The sequence below is a fragment of the Pseudomonas sp. S3(2024) genome, from assembly GCF_036861315.1.
Taxonomy (GTDB): Bacteria; Pseudomonadota; Gammaproteobacteria; order Pseudomonadales; family Pseudomonadaceae; genus Aquipseudomonas; species Aquipseudomonas putida_A.
Genome location: NZ_JAZAQQ010000007.1, coordinates 353,346 through 368,471, shown reverse-complemented (window position 1 = coordinate 368,471; position 15,126 = coordinate 353,346). Strand labels below are relative to the sequence as shown.

Below are 15,126 nucleotides of genomic sequence, written 5' to 3'. Positions count from 1 at the left end.
ATCGCCTGCATGCGAATACTGCTGATCAGATTGAATGCCATGCTGCGAGACGGCACAGAGTGGCGGTGACGAACGGTGGTAGTAAGACAGTTGCTCCCACAGGTGATAGTCAGTGGATGGAGGATCCGGAGCTGGCCGAGATCAAAGGGTGGGAGTGGGCTTGCTCACGAAGGGGCCGGCACATCCAGCATCAATGTCGGCTGACACGACGCATCGCGAGCAGGCTCACTCCTACAGGTTTTGTGGCGCGTTTTTACTCATCACCAGACTCAACACCACCGACCCCAGAATCACCCCGCCCACCACCGCCAGCGACCACTCCACCGGCATGTGAAACCATGGCATCAGCGTCATCTTGCCGCCGATGAACACCAGCACGATCGCCAGTCCGTACTTGAGTAAATGAAAGCGGTCGGCCATGTCCGCCAGCAGGAAGTACAGCGCGCGCAGGCCCATGATCGCGAAGATGTTCGAGGTGAACACAATGAACGGGTCGGTGGTGACGGCGAAGATCGCGGGGATGCTATCGACTGCAAACATCAGGTCGCTGGCCTCGATCAGCACCAGCACGAGGAACATCGGCGTGGCCCAGCGCACGCCGTTCTGCAGCACGAAAAAGCGCTCGCCATGAAAGCCCTGAGTGATCCGCATGTGCCCGCGCACCCAGCGCAGCAGCGGGTTTTTGTCGAGGTCCGGTTGCTGCTCGGCGAACATCAGCATCTTGATCCCGGTGATGATCAGGAACACCCCGAATGCATACAATAGCCACTCGAACTGCGACACCAGCCACACCCCGGCGAAGATCATCGCCGCGCGCATCACGATCGCCCCGAGTACGCCGTACAGCAGCACCCGGCGCTGCAATTCCGGTGGCACGGCGAAATAGCTGAAGATCATCACGAAGACGAACATGTTGTCGATCGACAGTGACTGCTCGATCAAATAACCGGTGAGGAATTCCAGCGTCTTGCGCTGGGCAATTTCGGCGCCGAACTCGCCGTTCAAGTACCACCAGAGCAACCCGGCGAAGGCCAAGGCCAGTGCGCACCAGGCGATCACCCAACAGGACGCTTCCCGCACTGAAACGCGGTGTGCCTTGCGTCCGCCGAAGACGAACAAATCCAGTGCAAGCATGGCGAGGACGAAGACGATAAACGCGCCCCACATCCATGGTTCGCCGATATTGATGTTGGTGGTTGGCATGGCTGGCTCCCTGGCTTTTATTGAATTAGGGTCAGGCAGGGCCATGCTAGCGGCGATTTTGGTTGCAAGAAAAATCGCTTATTTCTGAGCAACAGTTCGGGAAAAGCGAAGTGTCGCGATCAGGGAGGGGGAATAGCGGCGACGGGAATTGAGACCTTTTGCGGCCTCAATCCCGTCCGTGTTCGCTTACTTGGCGGCAGTCAGCGCCGGAGTGCGCGGCGGCACCTGACGCTTCGATCCGGTAGCCTCAAACGCCGAGGCCAGACGCAACAGATTCGAGTCATCGTAAGCACGACCGGCGAAAGTCAGACCAACCGGCATGCCGATGTCGGCCATGATCCCCATCGGCACAGTGACAGTCGGCACACCGAGATGCCGGATCGCCAGATTGCCGTTGGCGACCCAGATGCCATTGCTCCAGGCGGTGTCCGCCGATTCCGGATTGATATCGGCATCTGCCGGGCCAACGTCGGCGTTGGTCGGGAACAGCACAGCGTCGAGTTTCAGCGCATCCATCCAGTCTTCCAGATCAAGCTTGCGGGTCTTTTCCAGACCGCGCAGGCCGTCCGGCAGAGTCGGAATCTGGTCCCACGGGGTGATGCCGCGTTGGGCCATGCGTACGTATTCGTCCATGCCGGCGGCCAGATCGCCTTCACGGTTGGGCAGGGTGCCCGGGTCGTGCGGGAAGATCTTCGGCCCGTCGACATCGGCCAGGCGATTGAGCTTCGGATCGCCGTTGGCGCGCAGGAAATCGTCGAAGGCCCAGGCCGACAGATCCCACAGTTCGTGGTGCAGGAATTCCTTGGAGACGATTCCGCGATTGAACACGGTCGGCGCGCCGGGGCGGTCGCCTTCGCAGTTGGAAACCAGCGGAAAATCCACTTCGATGACTTCGGCGCCGGCCGCTTCCAGCGCGGTGCGGGCCTGGTTCCACAGGTCGATCACCGAAGCGCGGGTGTTGATCCGCTGCCCGGTCGGGCCGCCGATGCCTGGGGCTTCGCTGGTGCCGGCTTCGGGGTCGGCATTGATGTACATCTTCGGCACACCGAGGCGTTTGCCGGCCAGTGCATCGGAATTCACCGCCAGTTCGGCGTAGGACGCCGGGCGTACCGAGGTGACGCTCGGGATCGTCACCCACGGCTGCAGGCGCCACAGGTCGCCACGGGTGTCGGGGTCTTCCGCGACGACCACGTCGAGCACTTCAAGCAGATCGGCCATGGTCCGTGCGTACGGCACCACCACGTCCATGGTCGGCGTCAGCGGCCAGTTACCGCGTACCGAGATCACCCCGCGCGACGGCGTGTAGGCGCACAAACCGTTGTTCGACGCCGGGCCGCGACCGCTCGACCAGGTTTCTTCCGCCAGGCCGAACGCCGAAAAACTCGCGGCAGTGGCGGTGCCGGCACCGTTGGACGAGCCGGAGGCAAACGGCGCGGTCAGGTAGGCCGCGTTGTACGGACTTTCGGCCCGGCCATAGACGCCACGCTGCATGCCGCCATTGGCCATCGGCGGCATATTGGTCTTGCCCAGGCAGATCGCCCCGGCGCCGCGCAAGCGTTCGATTGTGAAGGCGTCGCGATGCGCCACCAGATCGGCGAAGGCCGGGCTGCCGGAGGCGGCGGTCAGACCCTTGACCAGATAGCTGTCCTTGGCGGTGTAAGGGATGCCGTCGAGCGGGCCGAGGGTTTCGCCCTTGGCCCGGCGCGCGTCGGACGCCTGGGCCTCTGCCAGTGCTTCGGGATTGCGTACGACCACGGCGTTCAGTGCAGTGGTCGTGTTCGGGCCGTCATAGGCGTCGATCCGGGCCAGATAGGCCTGCACCAGTTCAACCGCGGTGGTCTGGCCGGCGTCGAGCGCCGCGCGTAATTGAGCAATGGAGACTTCAGTGACTTCGATCATGCTGTTACCGCCGACAGGTTCGCTAAAGGGGTGGGTCATTATGGTTATGGTCGAAACGTGTAGATAATTGCGTATAGACGAAACTCTACCCTGAACTTTGCCGAATGGCATGTGCTAATTCGATAAATATCGACAATCTCAACGAAAAAATTCCCCCGGTGTCTCGCCAAACTGTTGCCGGAAGGCCGCGATGAACGCCGAGGTCGAGTCATAACCGCAGGCCAGAGCCACGTCGGTGACGCGTTCGCCGCGTTCCAGCGGGGTCAGCGCGCCCAGCAGACGCAAGCGCTGACGCCAGGCGCGGAAGGTCAGGCCGGTGTCGCGTAAAAACAGGCGGCTGAGGGTTTTTTCGGTGACGCCGAATTTTTCGCTCCAGTGCTGCAGTGTGGTCTGCTGTTCCGGATGTTGCTCCAGGCTTTGATAGATCTGTCGCAGACGGCTGTCCTGGGGTAGTGGCAGCATCAGGTCGATCTGCGGCGCCTCAGCCAGTTGATCGAGGATCACCTGGGCCAGGCGGCCATGCGCGCCGCTCTCGTCGTATTCCACCGGGACCAGACTGAACGCGCGGATCAGTTCGCGCAGCAGGTCGCTGACGCCCAGCACATGACAACGTTCAAGCGCCCAGCCGGCCACGCTGCAATCGATGTACAGGCTGCGCATTTCGGTGTGCGGCGAGCTGAACACTCGGTGCGGGACGCCCGCTGGAATCCACACCGCGCGCTCGGGTGGCGCGACGAAACGCCCGGCGCTGGTCTGCACTTCGAGCACGCCCTGAATCGCGTACGACAATTGCACCCACGGGTGGCTGTGACGCCGGGTCAGTGCGCGATTGGGCAGCGATTCGGTGCGCCCATACAGCGCACGGGGCAGGCTGGGCAGCCCGGGAATGCTGCGCCGGAAGCTTTTCTCATGTCCTTTAGGCGGCATCTGTTGGCTCTTCGGCGTTAGTCGGTAATTTCTGCTCACGTTAGAGTCGCAGTCACGTACTGGCAACCCCCGGATGAACAGACCCATGACTCGCCCAAGATTCCTGCCCGACAACTTCACCCTGACCCTGATCGGCGTCGTGCTGCTGGCCAGTTTTCTGCCGGCCAGCGGGCAGATCGCGGTCGGGTTCGGCTGGCTGACCAATATCGCCATCGCGCTGCTGTTTTTCCTGCATGGCGCCAAGCTCTCGCGTGAGTCGATCATCGCCGGTGCCGGCCACTGGCGCCTGCACCTGTTGGTGTTCGGTCTGACCTTTGTGCTGTTCCCGCTGCTCGGGCTGGCGTTGAAACCGCTGCTGTCACCGCTGATCGGCGACAAGCTGTACATGGGCATGCTGTATCTCTGCGCGTTGCCGGCCACCGTGCAGTCGGCAATTGCCTTCACCTCGCTGGCCCGAGGCAATATCCCGGCGGCGATCTGCAGTGCAGCGGCGTCGAGCCTGTTCGGGATCTTCCTCACGCCGTTGCTGGTGACGCTGCTGCTGAACGTGCACGGCGACGGCGGTTCGACCCTGGATGCGATCCTGAAAATCAGCGTGCAACTGCTGCTGCCGTTCATTGCCGGGCAGATCGCTCGGCGCTGGATCGGCGCGTGGGTCGGGCGCAACAAGAACTGGCTGAAGTTTGTCGATCAGGGTTCGATTCTGCTGGTGGTGTACGGCGCGTTCAGCGAGGCGGTCAACGAAGGTATCTGGCATCAGATTCCGGTAGTGGATCTGCTGGGGCTGGTGGTGGTCTGCTGCATCCTGCTGGGGCTGGTGCTGTTGGCGTCGACCTTGCTGGGCAAGGCGTTCGGTTTCAGCCAGGAAGACCGCATCACCATTTTGTTCTGCGGTTCGAAGAAGAGTCTGGCCACCGGCGTGCCGATGGCGCAGGTGTTGTTTGCCGGCAGCACCATCGGCGTGTTGATTCTGCCGCTGATGCTGTTCCATCAGATTCAGCTGATGGTCTGTGCGGTGCTGGCGCAGCGTTATGCCAAGCGGCCGGAATCGGTGCCGGAGCTGATGGCGCAGGTTGATCCATAATGCAGTGATGCCCGGCGGTCAGCCATCGCGAGCAGGCTCGCTCCCACAGTTGACCGCGCAGGGCATTACAGCGCAAGAATCCTTCAGTCCTGAGTCACTTGTTTCGGGCCGGCCAGTGCCCAGGCAATCAGGCCAAACAACGGCACGAACACGATGGCGATAATCCACACGCCTTTGTTGCTGCCTTTGCCTGCGCTCTTGCGCACGCGGTTGATCGCCCACAATTCAACGATCACAAGAACGACGGCGAGTACGATCCAGACGGGTTCAATTTGCATGGGCTACCTCCTGATGGTCTTTCAGTTAGGTGACCCCAAGCGCGCAGGGTTCATTTAAATTGCGCCGCTGCCTCCCGAATACTTCACCGCAGCGGCCGCCCGCGACGGCACGTTGAGCGTGCGCAACAGCGACGACACATGGATGCGCACGGTGAACGGCGAGATATCCAGTTCCCGGGCGATCTCCTTGTTGGTCTTGCCTTGGGCGATCAGCCGCAACACATCCTGCTGACGCGGGGTGAGGGCGGTGCCGGTCTCCAGCGGCAGCAGCCCGGAAGGCGCGAACCTGACCAGCACTTCGCCTTCGCGGATCGCCAGAATGGCCTGACCGATCTCATCCGGGACAATGTTCTTGCCGATGAAACCGTCGATGCCGGCCGCCATCACTTCGCCGATCAATGCCTCGTCGTCGACCATCGACACCACGATCAGCGTGGTGCGCGGCAGTTTTCGGCGCAGTTCGGCGAGTTGGCTGATGCAGGTCAGGCCGGGGAAGCGCAGGTCGAGAATCAGTGTGTCCGGCTCGCTGCCGTCGGGCAGCAAGGCCAGCACGGCGTCGAGGTCGCCGGCCTCCTCGATAGTCGCCTCGGGCAACAGGCGCTGCACGGTGCGCCGCATGGCTTCGCGAAACAACGGGTGATCGTCGGCTATGATGATGCGGCATGTCATGACGTGACCCTCCCTGGATCAGCGTGGTTTACGGCATGCACCTTAGCACCGCGTACGCAGATTGCCTGCCGGCCGCTGCTGAATCTGACGACTGTCGCACAAGGACGTTGCCCATGAAGTTCGAGAAAAACACCGAGCTGGATCAGGCCAATCTGCGGATCATCATCGCCAGCATTGCCATGGTTTACATCTGCGTGCTCGGTGTATTGCCGGGTCAGCGCTTCGATGTCTATCTGCCGGTGGTGGTCTACATCACGCTGTTTCTGCTGGCGTCGATTGTCCTGCGCCAGGCCATCGCGCGCTGGCCGGGGCATTACCCGGCGCGACGAATATTCGCGATGATCCACGATTACACCGGCACCTGTTTCGGCCTGGTGCTCGGCGGTGAAGCGGCGTTGCCGCTGTACGCGGTGATCATCTGGGTCAACCTGGGCAACGGCATGCGCTACGGCTCGCGCTATCTGGCGATTGCCACCGGGTTGGCGCTGCTGGCGTTGCTGGCGGTCTATCGGTTGACGCCGGTGTGGCAGGCGCAGCCGTACATGGTGCTGATGTTGATGCTCACCAGCACCGTGATTCCGTTCTACGCGCACTTGCTGCTGGAGCGCACGCGCAAGGCCTCCGAAGAGGCGGTCGCGGCCAATCTGGAAAAGTCGCGGTTTCTCGCCCAGGCCAGCCATGATCTGCGCCAGCCGATTCACTCCATCGGTCTGTTCACGGCGTGCCTGCGTGAATCGCGTCTGGGCGAGCAGGAGCGGCAACTGGTCGACAACATCGACCGTTCGTTGCTCAACGTCTCGCAGTTGTTCCGTTCGATTCTTGACCTCTACACCCTCGACAACGGGCGCATTCTGCCGAGGCTGCAGGTGTTCAATCTCGGCGAGTGGCTGGCCGACCTGATCCGCCAGAACGCCGAGGCGGCGCGCTGGGCCGGTGTGGAATTGCGCCTGCGTCCGTGCCAGCACTGGGTAGAGAGCGATCCGGCGTTGCTCGCGACCATGGTGCAGAACGTGCTTTCCAATTGCTTCAAATACGGCGCGCAACGCCCGGTACTGATCGGCGTGCGCAAGCGTGGCAACGGGCTGGCCATCGTGATTTATGACCGCGGCAACGGCATTGCCGAGGAGCATCTGCCGAAGGTCTTCGAGGAGTTTTATCGAGTGCGTCAGGTGCGCGACAAGGACGTGGAAGGCGTCGGCCTCGGGCTGTCGATCGTCAAGCGTCTGGGGCAGTTGATCGGCGTCGATGTGGCCTTGCGCTCGCAGCTTGGGCGCGGCACAGCGGTCTCCCTGTATGGCTTGCCGGTGGCCGTGGCGCCGCAGTTGCCGGTCATGCGTGACGATGTGCGGCAGGCCGGCCTGTTGACCGGGCTGAAGGTGTGTCTGGTGGAGGATGATCGCAACGTCTTGCTGGCGACCTCGGCGCTGCTCGAGCGCTGGGGCTGCGTGGTGCAAGGCGAGTTGAGCGGGCAGGGGCTGGTCACCGATTGCGACATCATCGTCGCCGATTACGATCTGGGTACGCATTCCACGGGCATCGAGTGCATTGACGAGGTGCGGCGCCAGCGGGGTTTTGCGGTGCCGGCGATGATCATCACCGGGCATGACATCGAGAAAATACAGGCGGCCTTGCACGACCGCCAAATTGCCATCCTGTCCAAACCGGTACGCCCGGCCGAGCTGCGCGCGACCTTGCGCAGCCTGCGCGACCGGCAAACCGAGCCGGCCGAGCAGGTTTGACTCAACGCTTGCAGAGGTAGTCCTGAGTGATGGTGGTTTGCAGGCAGTTGAACTGGCCCATGGTGCGGCAGATGTTCTTCTCGGAACCGGTCACCTCGGCGTTCTTGTAACCCCAGGTCTTGCAGCGCTCCATCGCCACAGTCAGGCCTTGCGCGGCGTTGGTCTGGCCGCTTTCGAACTGACCCAATTCGTAGGAGACCTGGACCACGCCGTCGTTCTTGCTGCCACCGGTGGCCTCCCATTGTTTGGGCGTGGCGCAGCCTGTCAGAGCGAGGGCGGTGAGAGTGAGAGTTGCGATCAGGATTTTCATGATGGAACGTAGTCCTTTACCGGGGATGAAGGTTTACTGGAACGGAATCGGCGAGGCGCCTTTGGGCAGGCACGACAGCGGCGGGGTCATGATGCCCATGCTCGCCACCGCGATAATCGCGCCGCTGGGCAACTCGCAGTTGTACTCGCCGGCGGGGGTGTAGGCGGTGTAGTAGGTGAGGGTGCTGTCGCTGCGGATGTTGTCGATTTTCGACACCGGTTTACCGATGACCGTCTGGGCCCGTTCTTTCATGCTGGCTTCTGTAGGTTTGGCGGTCTGGCAGCCGCTGGCACCAAGCAGCAGAGCGCTGACGATGGCCACCTTGCACAAGTTGGAATGCAGTTTCATGGTGTTTCTTCCTTGGTGTTGTTCTGATTTCCAGGCACGACGATCCCGCGCACTGCACAGCGGCAATGTTGGGGAGCATCGGGGGTTGCGAGGGAATATAACGCCGGGTGGCGGGGCGGTCGATTAGCACAAATGTGCTAGTGCGGCGGAGGGAGAGGCGACCCAATGGGTCGCCTCGCGCCGATTACTGAGGGGAGTTGAACTGGTCGGAATAGCTGCCGGTCATCAGCGCCGAAGCGACGCGATCAGAACCGACGCCAACGCGTGAGTAGGCATAACGATTGGCGCCGACCTTGTCGGTGCCGTCGGAAGCCAGTGTGCCTGCGCCGACGTGATCGGAGCCATCGGAGGCTACTGCGCCAGCCCCGACGTGATCGGAACCATCCGAGGCGACTGCACCAGCGCCGACATGATCGGAACCGTCCGAGGCGACTGCACCAGCGCCGACATGATCGGAACCGTCCGAGGCGACTGCACCAGCCCCGACATGATCCGAACCATCCGAGGCGACAGCACCAGCGCCGACATGATCGGAACCGTCCGAGGCGACTGCGCCAGCGCCGACATGATCCGAACCGTCCGAGGCGACTGCACCAGCGCCGACATGATCCGAACCATCCGAGGCGACTGCGCCAGCCCCGACATGATCCGAACCGTCCGAGGCGACTGCGCCAGCGCCGACATGATCGGAACCGTCCGAGGCGACTGCACCAGCCCCGACATGGTCGGAACCATCGGACGCCACTGCGCCAGCGCTGACATGATCCGAACCATCAGAGGCCACCGCCTGCGGCTGCGCAGCCCAAACCGTTGGCAACATCACGGTCGCCGCGACCGCAAGAATGGCGCCTGACAAAAGCGTGTGTTTCATGATTTTCTCCACGACCCATCAGCCACACAGCATTCGTTGGCCCGGGGTTGACCAGGTTGGCAATTGGCACGGGCGCGCTCGATGGGCGCACGGGTGTCGACGTTTTTGCATGAAACCGCGTTAGCGAACTGAAAAGTATAGATCGGCAAAATGCAGGCGCAGGTGCGACAACATGCAAGCGATAGTCGGTTAACTTCCTTGCACAGGGGCGCTTGAAGGAAATCAGTCTAAAAACACCTGACCATCATTCGATGGATTTTGCTAGCCTCAAAGGTGTAGGCGAAGACGCAGACTGATGCGCAAGCGGATAGCAAGGGGACGTGGGGCGCGTTCCGAAGGGTACACGGTTAGAAAGATCTCCGCGCTGAGATCCAGCCCTTATGCCGTGTGAGGCAGCAAAGCACCGCTCTTTTTCCATGGTTGCTTTTGTACTGTGAGAGGCCCGATAAACCTTGTAAGCCAGAGACCAGCACTGGCCGCCTACTCGAACACCAAAGCCCGCATTACTGCGGGCTTTGTCGTTGTTGCAGGGTCAGATTTTGGTCAGCGCGTACGCCAGATCGGCGCGCAGGTCTTCGAGATCTTCGACCCCCACCGACAGACGCACCAGACCATCGCCGATGCCCAGTTTCGCGCGGGTTTCAGCTGGAATGGTCGCGTGGGTCATGATCGCCGGATGCTCGATCAGGCTTTCAACACCGCCCAGGCTCTCGGCCAAGGCAAAGATCTTCACGTTTTCCAGAAAGCGCCGTGCGCCCTCCAGATCACTGTTCAGATCCACCGAGATCATCCCGCCAAAACCATGCATCTGCCGTTTGGCCAACTCATGCTGCGGGTGCGACGGCAGGCCCGGGTAGTAGACACGTTTGACCTGCGGTTGCTGCTCCAGCCACTTGGCCAGTTCCAGCGCGTTGCTGCAATGACGCTCCATGCGCAGCGCCAGGGTCTTCACCCCGCGCAAGGTCAGGAACGCATCGAACGGCCCGGAAATCGCGCCGACCGCGTTTTGCAGGAAGCCGAGTTTGTCCGCGAGCTCGGCATTCTGCCCAACCACCGCGATACCACCGATCACGTCGGAGTGACCGTTCAGGTACTTGGTGGTCGAGTGCAGCACGATGTCGAAACCCAGCTCCAGCGGGCGCTGAATGTACGGGCTGGCGAAGGTGTTGTCGGCAACGCTGATGATCCCGCGTGCGCGGCAGATGCGCGCAATCGCGGCCAGATCCGACAGGCTCAGCAGCGGGTTGGTCGGCGACTCGACAATCACCAGGCGGGTGTCGTCCTGCAGCGCCGCTTCGAACGCCGCCAAGTCAGTCAGATCGACATAGCTGAAACGATGCCCGGCACTGCGCTGGCGCACCTTGTCGAACAGGCGGAATGTGCCGCCGTACAGGTCATTGCCAGAGATCACGTGCGAACCGGCATCGATCAGTTCGAGCACGGTGGAAATGGTCGCCAGCCCGGAAGCGAACGCGAACGCGCGGGTGCCACCTTCCAGATCCGCCACGCAACGCTCCAGGGCAAAACGCGTCGGGTTGTGCGAGCGCCCGTAGTCGAAGCCCTTGTGCACGCCAGGGCTGTCTTGCAGGTACGTCGAGTTGGCGTAGATCGGCGGCATCAGCGCGCCGGTGGTCGGGTCAGGCGTTTGCCCGGCATGGATCACCCGGGTCGCGAAGCCTTGGGATTTATCGTCGTGCTGACTCATGCGAGGGATCTCCGTAATTGGTTGAGCATGTCGGTGCGGGTAATCAGGCCGTGGAAGCCCGAAGCATCGGCGATGATCGCGACGAGGCCGCGACTGAGCACCGCTTCCAGCTCGGCGAGGTTGGCACCGGGGGCGAGGGTTTGCAGTTTGTCGGTCATCACGCTGGACACCGATTGACTGAAGCGCGCAGCGTCTTCGTGCACGGGCAGCAGGATGTCCGACTCGTCGATCACCCCGACCAGTTGTTTGCCTTCCACCAGCACCGGCAGCTGCGAAACATCCGCCAGACGCATGCGCTGGAACGCGGTCAGCAGGGTGTCATCGGGACCGACGCTGATCACGCGGCCGTCTTCGAAACGGCGGGCGATCAGATCACGCAGGTCGCCATAGCGTTTGCGCTGCAACAGGCCTTGATCGGTCATCCACTGGTCGTTGTAGACCTTCGACAGATAGCGTGTGCCGGTGTCGCAGACAAAACTGACCACGCGTTTCGGCTCTGTCTGTTCGCGGCAATAACGCAGCGCGGCGGCGAGCAAGGTGCCGGTCGACGAGCCACCGAGAATGCCTTCGGCCTTGAGCAACTGGCGGGCGTGATCGAAGCTTTCTTCATCGCTGATCGAGTAAGCGTGGCGCACGCTGGTGAGGTCGGTGATCGATGGAATGAAATCTTCGCCGATGCCTTCCACCGCCCACGACCCGGGCGTCGGCATGGTGCCGTCGCGGCTGTACTGAGCCATCACCGAACCGACCGGGTCGGCGAGGACCATTTCCAGATCCGGTTGTACCCGTTTGAAGAAGCGGCTCAGCCCGGTCAGGGTGCCGGCGGAACCGACGCCAACCACGATCGCATCCAGATCATGTTCGGTCTGTGCCCAGATCTCCGGCGCGGTGCTGCATTCGTGGGCCAGCGGGTTGGCGGGGTTGTTGAACTGGTCGGCGAAAAACGCGCCGGGAATGTCTTTGGCCAGGCGTGCGGCCACGTCCTGGTAATACTCGGGATGGCCCTTGCCGACATCGGAGCGGGTGATGTGCACCTCGGCACCCATGGCTTTCAAGTGCAGGACTTTCTCGGTGGACATCTTGTCCGGGACTACCAGTACGACGCGGTAGCCTTTGGCCCGGCCGACCAGCGCCAGGCCCAGACCGGTGTTGCCGGCGGTGGCCTCGACGATGGTGCCACCCGGTTGCAGGCGCCCGTCGCGTTCAGCGGCATCAATCATCGCCAGACCGATGCGATCCTTGATCGAGCCGCCGGGGTTTTGTGATTCCAGTTTGAGAAACAGTGTGCAGAGGCCGGTATCGAAGCGGGTAACCTGTACCAGCGGCGTATTGCCGATCAGCCCAAGTACGGCAGGGCGTGAATCCTTTGACATTTCTTCACCTCTTGTAGTGGTGTTGATCGCGTTCCATTCGCGGGGAAAAGCTCGCGTGCAACATAGGCGCAGACATGATCTGTCGCAACCTTTAGTCAGCCGCTGCGCCAGCCATTTCGATCTAACCATAGAACAGAATCGAAGCCTGTAACGGCGCGGTTTCAGAGGGTTTACATCAAGGCGCCATCAAGTATTGAAAGGGCGTCGCAAGCGTCCCTCAAAGCTTGATCTGCGTAGGAATATCCTGCAGGGCGAATCGTGTTTTCAGCGGGCATACGGCCGACAACTGATCATGAGGGAAACTTGTGATCATCAAGATTAAAATGAGTTTGTCTCACTAGAGGCTGATCCTGACAATGGCCGCCATCAACAAGACATTGGAGTTGTTTGTCATGGCACTGGCCCATTCCCTCGGATTTCCGCGCATCGGTCGCGACCGCGAACTGAAAAAAGCGCAAGAGGCGTTCTGGAAAGGAGAACTGAACGAGGCCGGCCTGCGTGAAGTGGGTCGTGAACTGCGCAAGGCCCACTGGGACCTGCAAAAGAACGCCGGCATCGAGCTGCTGCCAGTGGGCGATTTCGCCTGGTACGACCAGGTGCTGACCCATTCGCTGATGTTCGGCGTGGTTCCCGAGCGCTTCCGACCGCACGACGGCAAAGCCACGCTGCAAACCTTGTTCGGCATGGCCCGTGGCGTCAGCGACAGTTGCTGCGGCGGTGCCCATGCGCAGGAAATGACCAAGTGGTTCGACACCAACTACCACTATCTGGTCCCGGAATTCAGCGTCGATCAACAGTTCCAGCTCGGTTGGGAACAGTTGTTCGAAGAAGTCGAAGAGGCCCGCGCACTGGGCCATAACGTCAAACCGGTGATCATTGGTCCACTGACTTATCTATGGCTGGGCAAGGCCAAAGGCGCCGAGTTCGACAAGCTGGAATTGCTTGATCGTTTGCTGCCGCTGTATGGGCAGATCTTCGCCCGGCTGGCCGCACTCGGTGTGGAATGGGTGCAGATCGACGAGCCGATTCTGGTGCTCGACCTGCCGCAGGAATGGAAGAACGCTTTCGAGCGTGCGTACAACCAGATCCAGCGTGATCCGCTGAAAAAACTGCTCGCCACCTACTTCGGTGGTCTGGAAGAGAACCTCGGTCTGGCCGCCAATCTGCCGGTCGATGGTTTGCACATCGATCTGGTGCGCGCAGCGGAACAGTACCCGACCATCCTTGATCGCCTGCCGGCCTACAAGGTGCTGTCGCTGGGTGTGGTCAACGGCCGCAACGTCTGGCGCTGCGACCTGGAACATGCGTTGGCGACGTTGCAGCATGCGCATGAGCGTCTGGGGGATCGGTTGTGGGTCGCGCCATCGTGCTCGTTGCTGCACAGCCCAGTGGATTTGGGCCGCGAAGACCAGCTCGATGCCGAGCTGAAAAGTTGGCTGGCGTTTGCCGTGCAGAAGTGCGAGGAAGTCGCCGTGCTGGCGCAGGCGGTCAACGAGCCGGAGGCGCCGAAAGTGCTGCGCGCCTTGGCCCAAAGCCGCTCGGTACAGACCAGCCGCGCCGCCTCGCCTCGTATTCACAAACCGGCAGTGCAGGCCCGTGTGGCGGCCATTACCGCGCAGGATAGCCAGCGCCAATCGCCGTTTACCCAGCGCATCGCCAAGCAGCGCGCCGGCCTCGATCTGCCACTGTTCCCGACCACGACTATCGGCTCATTCCCGCAGACCGCGTCGATCCGCCTGGCGCGTCAGTCGTTCAAGCAGGGCAAGCTAAGCGAAGCCGAATACACCGAAGCGATGTACAGCGAAATCCGCCACGCCGTGCAAATCCAGGAACAGTTGGGCCTCGACGTACTGGTGCACGGAGAAGCCGAGCGCAACGACATGGTCGAGTACTTCGCCGAGCAACTCGACGGCTACGTGTTCACCCGTTTCGGCTGGGTGCAGAGCTACGGTTCGCGCTGCGTGAAACCTGCGGTGATCTTCGGTGATCTGAGCCGCCCGCAAGCCATGACCGTGGACTGGATCCGCTACGCCCAGGGCCTGACCGACAAGGTCATGAAAGGCATGCTGACGGGACCTGTGACCATGCTGATGTGGTCGTTCCCCCGCGAAGACGTGTCCCGTGAAGTGCAGGCACGGCAACTGGCGCTGGCGATTCGTGACGAAGTGGTGGATCTGGAAGCCGCCGGGATCAAGATCGTGCAGATCGACGAAGCCGCATTCCGCGAAGGTCTGCCGCTGCGCCGCGCGCAATGGCAGCACTATCTGGACTGGGCAACCGAAGCGTTCCGCCTGAGTGCCTCCGGTGTACGCGACGAAACGCAGATCCACACGCACATGTGCTACAGCGAATTCAATGATGTGATCGAGTCCATCGCCGCCATGGACGCCGATGTGATCACCATCGAAACCTCGCGCTCGGACATGGAATTGCTCGATGCCTTTGAAGCATTCGACTACCCGAACGAGATCGGGCCGGGCGTCTACGACATTCACTCGCCGCGGGTGCCGGATGCTTCGGAAATGGCCAACCTGCTGCGCAAGGCGGCTCAGCGAGTTCCGGCCGAGCGGTTGTGGGTCAACCCGGATTGCGGTCTGAAAACCCGTGGCTGGCCGGAGACAGAAGCGGCGCTGGTACACATGGTCACCGCCGCCCGCCAGCTCCGCAAAGAACTGGCCTGAGAGGAAAACCACCAAAACCTGTGGGAGCGGGCTTGCTCG

General features: G+C 61.7%; 13 protein-coding genes. 3 read left to right on the top strand and 10 right to left on the bottom strand.

Annotation, left to right across the window (positions count from 1 at the left end):
- Positions 1-231: 231 nt before the first annotated feature.
- The 3 genes from VLA07_RS19780 to VLA07_RS19770 all read right to left on the bottom strand — a co-directional run bounded on the left by VLA07_RS19780 (position 232) and on the right by VLA07_RS19770 (position 4,029).
- Positions 232-1,203, bottom strand: coding sequence for a TerC family protein (locus tag VLA07_RS19780; protein WP_333990777.1), 972 nt, complete (start codon positions 1,201-1,203; stop codon positions 232-234).
- Between the two features lie 186 nt (positions 1,204-1,389).
- Positions 1,390-3,102, bottom strand: a complete 1,713-nt coding sequence (locus VLA07_RS19775; RefSeq protein WP_333990774.1) for an amidase — start codon at positions 3,100-3,102, stop codon at positions 1,390-1,392.
- 138 nt (positions 3,103-3,240) lie between these two features.
- Complete coding sequence (locus VLA07_RS19770) at positions 3,241-4,029, bottom strand: AraC family transcriptional regulator (RefSeq protein WP_285373838.1); 789 nt, start codon at positions 4,027-4,029, stop codon at positions 3,241-3,243.
- 85 nt (positions 4,030-4,114) lie between these two features.
- On the opposite strand from VLA07_RS19770, the gene VLA07_RS19765 reads away from it, so the two are divergent.
- Positions 4,115-5,113 carry a bile acid:sodium symporter family protein gene (locus tag VLA07_RS19765; RefSeq protein ID WP_333990771.1) on the top strand — a complete coding sequence of 333 codons (999 nt, stop codon included), beginning with the start codon at positions 4,115-4,117 and terminating at the stop codon, positions 5,111-5,113.
- 83 nt (positions 5,114-5,196) lie between these two features.
- On the opposite strand, the gene VLA07_RS19760 is transcribed toward VLA07_RS19765, so the two are convergent.
- Positions 5,197-5,391: a PLD nuclease N-terminal domain-containing protein gene (locus VLA07_RS19760; RefSeq protein ID WP_333990769.1), complete on the bottom strand. Its 195-nt coding sequence runs from the start codon at positions 5,389-5,391 to the stop codon at positions 5,197-5,199.
- 54 nt (positions 5,392-5,445) lie between these two features.
- Positions 5,446-6,060, bottom strand: coding sequence for a LuxR C-terminal-related transcriptional regulator (locus VLA07_RS19755; RefSeq protein WP_135295996.1), 615 nt, complete (start codon positions 6,058-6,060; stop codon positions 5,446-5,448).
- A 113-nt stretch (positions 6,061-6,173) separates the two neighbouring features.
- On the opposite strand from VLA07_RS19755, the gene VLA07_RS19750 reads away from it, so the two are divergent.
- Positions 6,174-7,799, top strand: coding sequence for an ATP-binding response regulator (locus VLA07_RS19750; RefSeq protein ID WP_333990766.1), 1,626 nt, complete (start codon positions 6,174-6,176; stop codon positions 7,797-7,799).
- A 1-nt stretch (position 7,800) separates the two neighbouring features.
- On the opposite strand, the gene yecR is transcribed toward VLA07_RS19750, so the two are convergent.
- The 5 genes from yecR to VLA07_RS19725 all read right to left on the bottom strand — a co-directional run bounded on the left by yecR (position 7,801) and on the right by VLA07_RS19725 (position 12,406).
- The gene (gene yecR / locus VLA07_RS19745) at positions 7,801-8,109 is read right to left on the bottom strand and encodes a YecR family lipoprotein (RefSeq protein ID WP_027613060.1); all 309 of its coding nucleotides are present in this window, start codon (positions 8,107-8,109) and stop codon (positions 7,801-7,803) included.
- Positions 8,110-8,142: 33 nt separating this feature from the next.
- Positions 8,143-8,457, bottom strand: a complete 315-nt coding sequence (locus VLA07_RS19740; RefSeq protein ID WP_027613061.1) for a hypothetical protein — start codon at positions 8,455-8,457, stop codon at positions 8,143-8,145.
- Positions 8,458-8,641: 184 nt separating this feature from the next.
- Positions 8,642-9,328 carry a phage infection protein gene (locus VLA07_RS19735; protein WP_247268993.1) on the bottom strand — a complete coding sequence of 229 codons (687 nt, stop codon included), beginning with the start codon at positions 9,326-9,328 and terminating at the stop codon, positions 8,642-8,644.
- A gap of 532 nt (positions 9,329-9,860) precedes the next feature.
- The gene (locus VLA07_RS19730; protein WP_041062583.1) at positions 9,861-11,033 is read right to left on the bottom strand and encodes a cystathionine gamma-synthase; all 1,173 of its coding nucleotides are present in this window, start codon (positions 11,031-11,033) and stop codon (positions 9,861-9,863) included.
- Positions 11,030-12,406 carry a pyridoxal-phosphate dependent enzyme gene (locus tag VLA07_RS19725; protein ID WP_007965728.1) on the bottom strand — a complete coding sequence of 459 codons (1,377 nt, stop codon included), beginning with the start codon at positions 12,404-12,406 and terminating at the stop codon, positions 11,030-11,032. The genes VLA07_RS19730 and VLA07_RS19725 overlap by 4 nt, the downstream gene beginning before the upstream one ends.
- Before the next feature lie 392 nt (positions 12,407-12,798).
- Between VLA07_RS19725 and metE the strand changes: the two genes are divergently transcribed.
- Positions 12,799-15,087: a 5-methyltetrahydropteroyltriglutamate--homocysteine S-methyltransferase gene (metE, locus tag VLA07_RS19720; protein WP_333990789.1), complete on the top strand. Its 2,289-nt coding sequence runs from the start codon at positions 12,799-12,801 to the stop codon at positions 15,085-15,087.
- Positions 15,088-15,126: the final 39 nt, after the last annotated feature.

Coding starts and splice junctions, on each gene's coding strand:
- VLA07_RS19780 (WP_333990777.1), bottom strand. CDS start 1,203: ATGCCAACCACCAACATCAATATCGGCGAACCATGGATGTGGGGCGCG.
- VLA07_RS19775 (WP_333990774.1), bottom strand. CDS start 3,102: ATGATCGAAGTCACTGAAGTCTCCATTGCTCAATTACGCGCGGCGCTC.
- VLA07_RS19770 (WP_285373838.1), bottom strand. CDS start 4,029: ATGCCGCCTAAAGGACATGAGAAAAGCTTCCGGCGCAGCATTCCCGGG.
- VLA07_RS19765 (WP_333990771.1), top strand. CDS start 4,115: ATGACTCGCCCAAGATTCCTGCCCGACAACTTCACCCTGACCCTGATC.
- VLA07_RS19760 (WP_333990769.1), bottom strand. CDS start 5,391: ATGCAAATTGAACCCGTCTGGATCGTACTCGCCGTCGTTCTTGTGATC.
- VLA07_RS19755 (WP_135295996.1), bottom strand. CDS start 6,060: ATGACATGCCGCATCATCATAGCCGACGATCACCCGTTGTTTCGCGAA.
- VLA07_RS19750 (WP_333990766.1), top strand. CDS start 6,174: ATGAAGTTCGAGAAAAACACCGAGCTGGATCAGGCCAATCTGCGGATC.
- yecR (WP_027613060.1), bottom strand. CDS start 8,109: ATGAAAATCCTGATCGCAACTCTCACTCTCACCGCCCTCGCTCTGACA.
- VLA07_RS19740 (WP_027613061.1), bottom strand. CDS start 8,457: ATGAAACTGCATTCCAACTTGTGCAAGGTGGCCATCGTCAGCGCTCTG.
- VLA07_RS19735 (WP_247268993.1), bottom strand. CDS start 9,328: ATGAAACACACGCTTTTGTCAGGCGCCATTCTTGCGGTCGCGGCGACC.
- VLA07_RS19730 (WP_041062583.1), bottom strand. CDS start 11,033: ATGAGTCAGCACGACGATAAATCCCAAGGCTTCGCGACCCGGGTGATC.
- VLA07_RS19725 (WP_007965728.1), bottom strand. CDS start 12,406: ATGTCAAAGGATTCACGCCCTGCCGTACTTGGGCTGATCGGCAATACG.
- metE (WP_333990789.1), top strand. CDS start 12,799: ATGGCACTGGCCCATTCCCTCGGATTTCCGCGCATCGGTCGCGACCGC.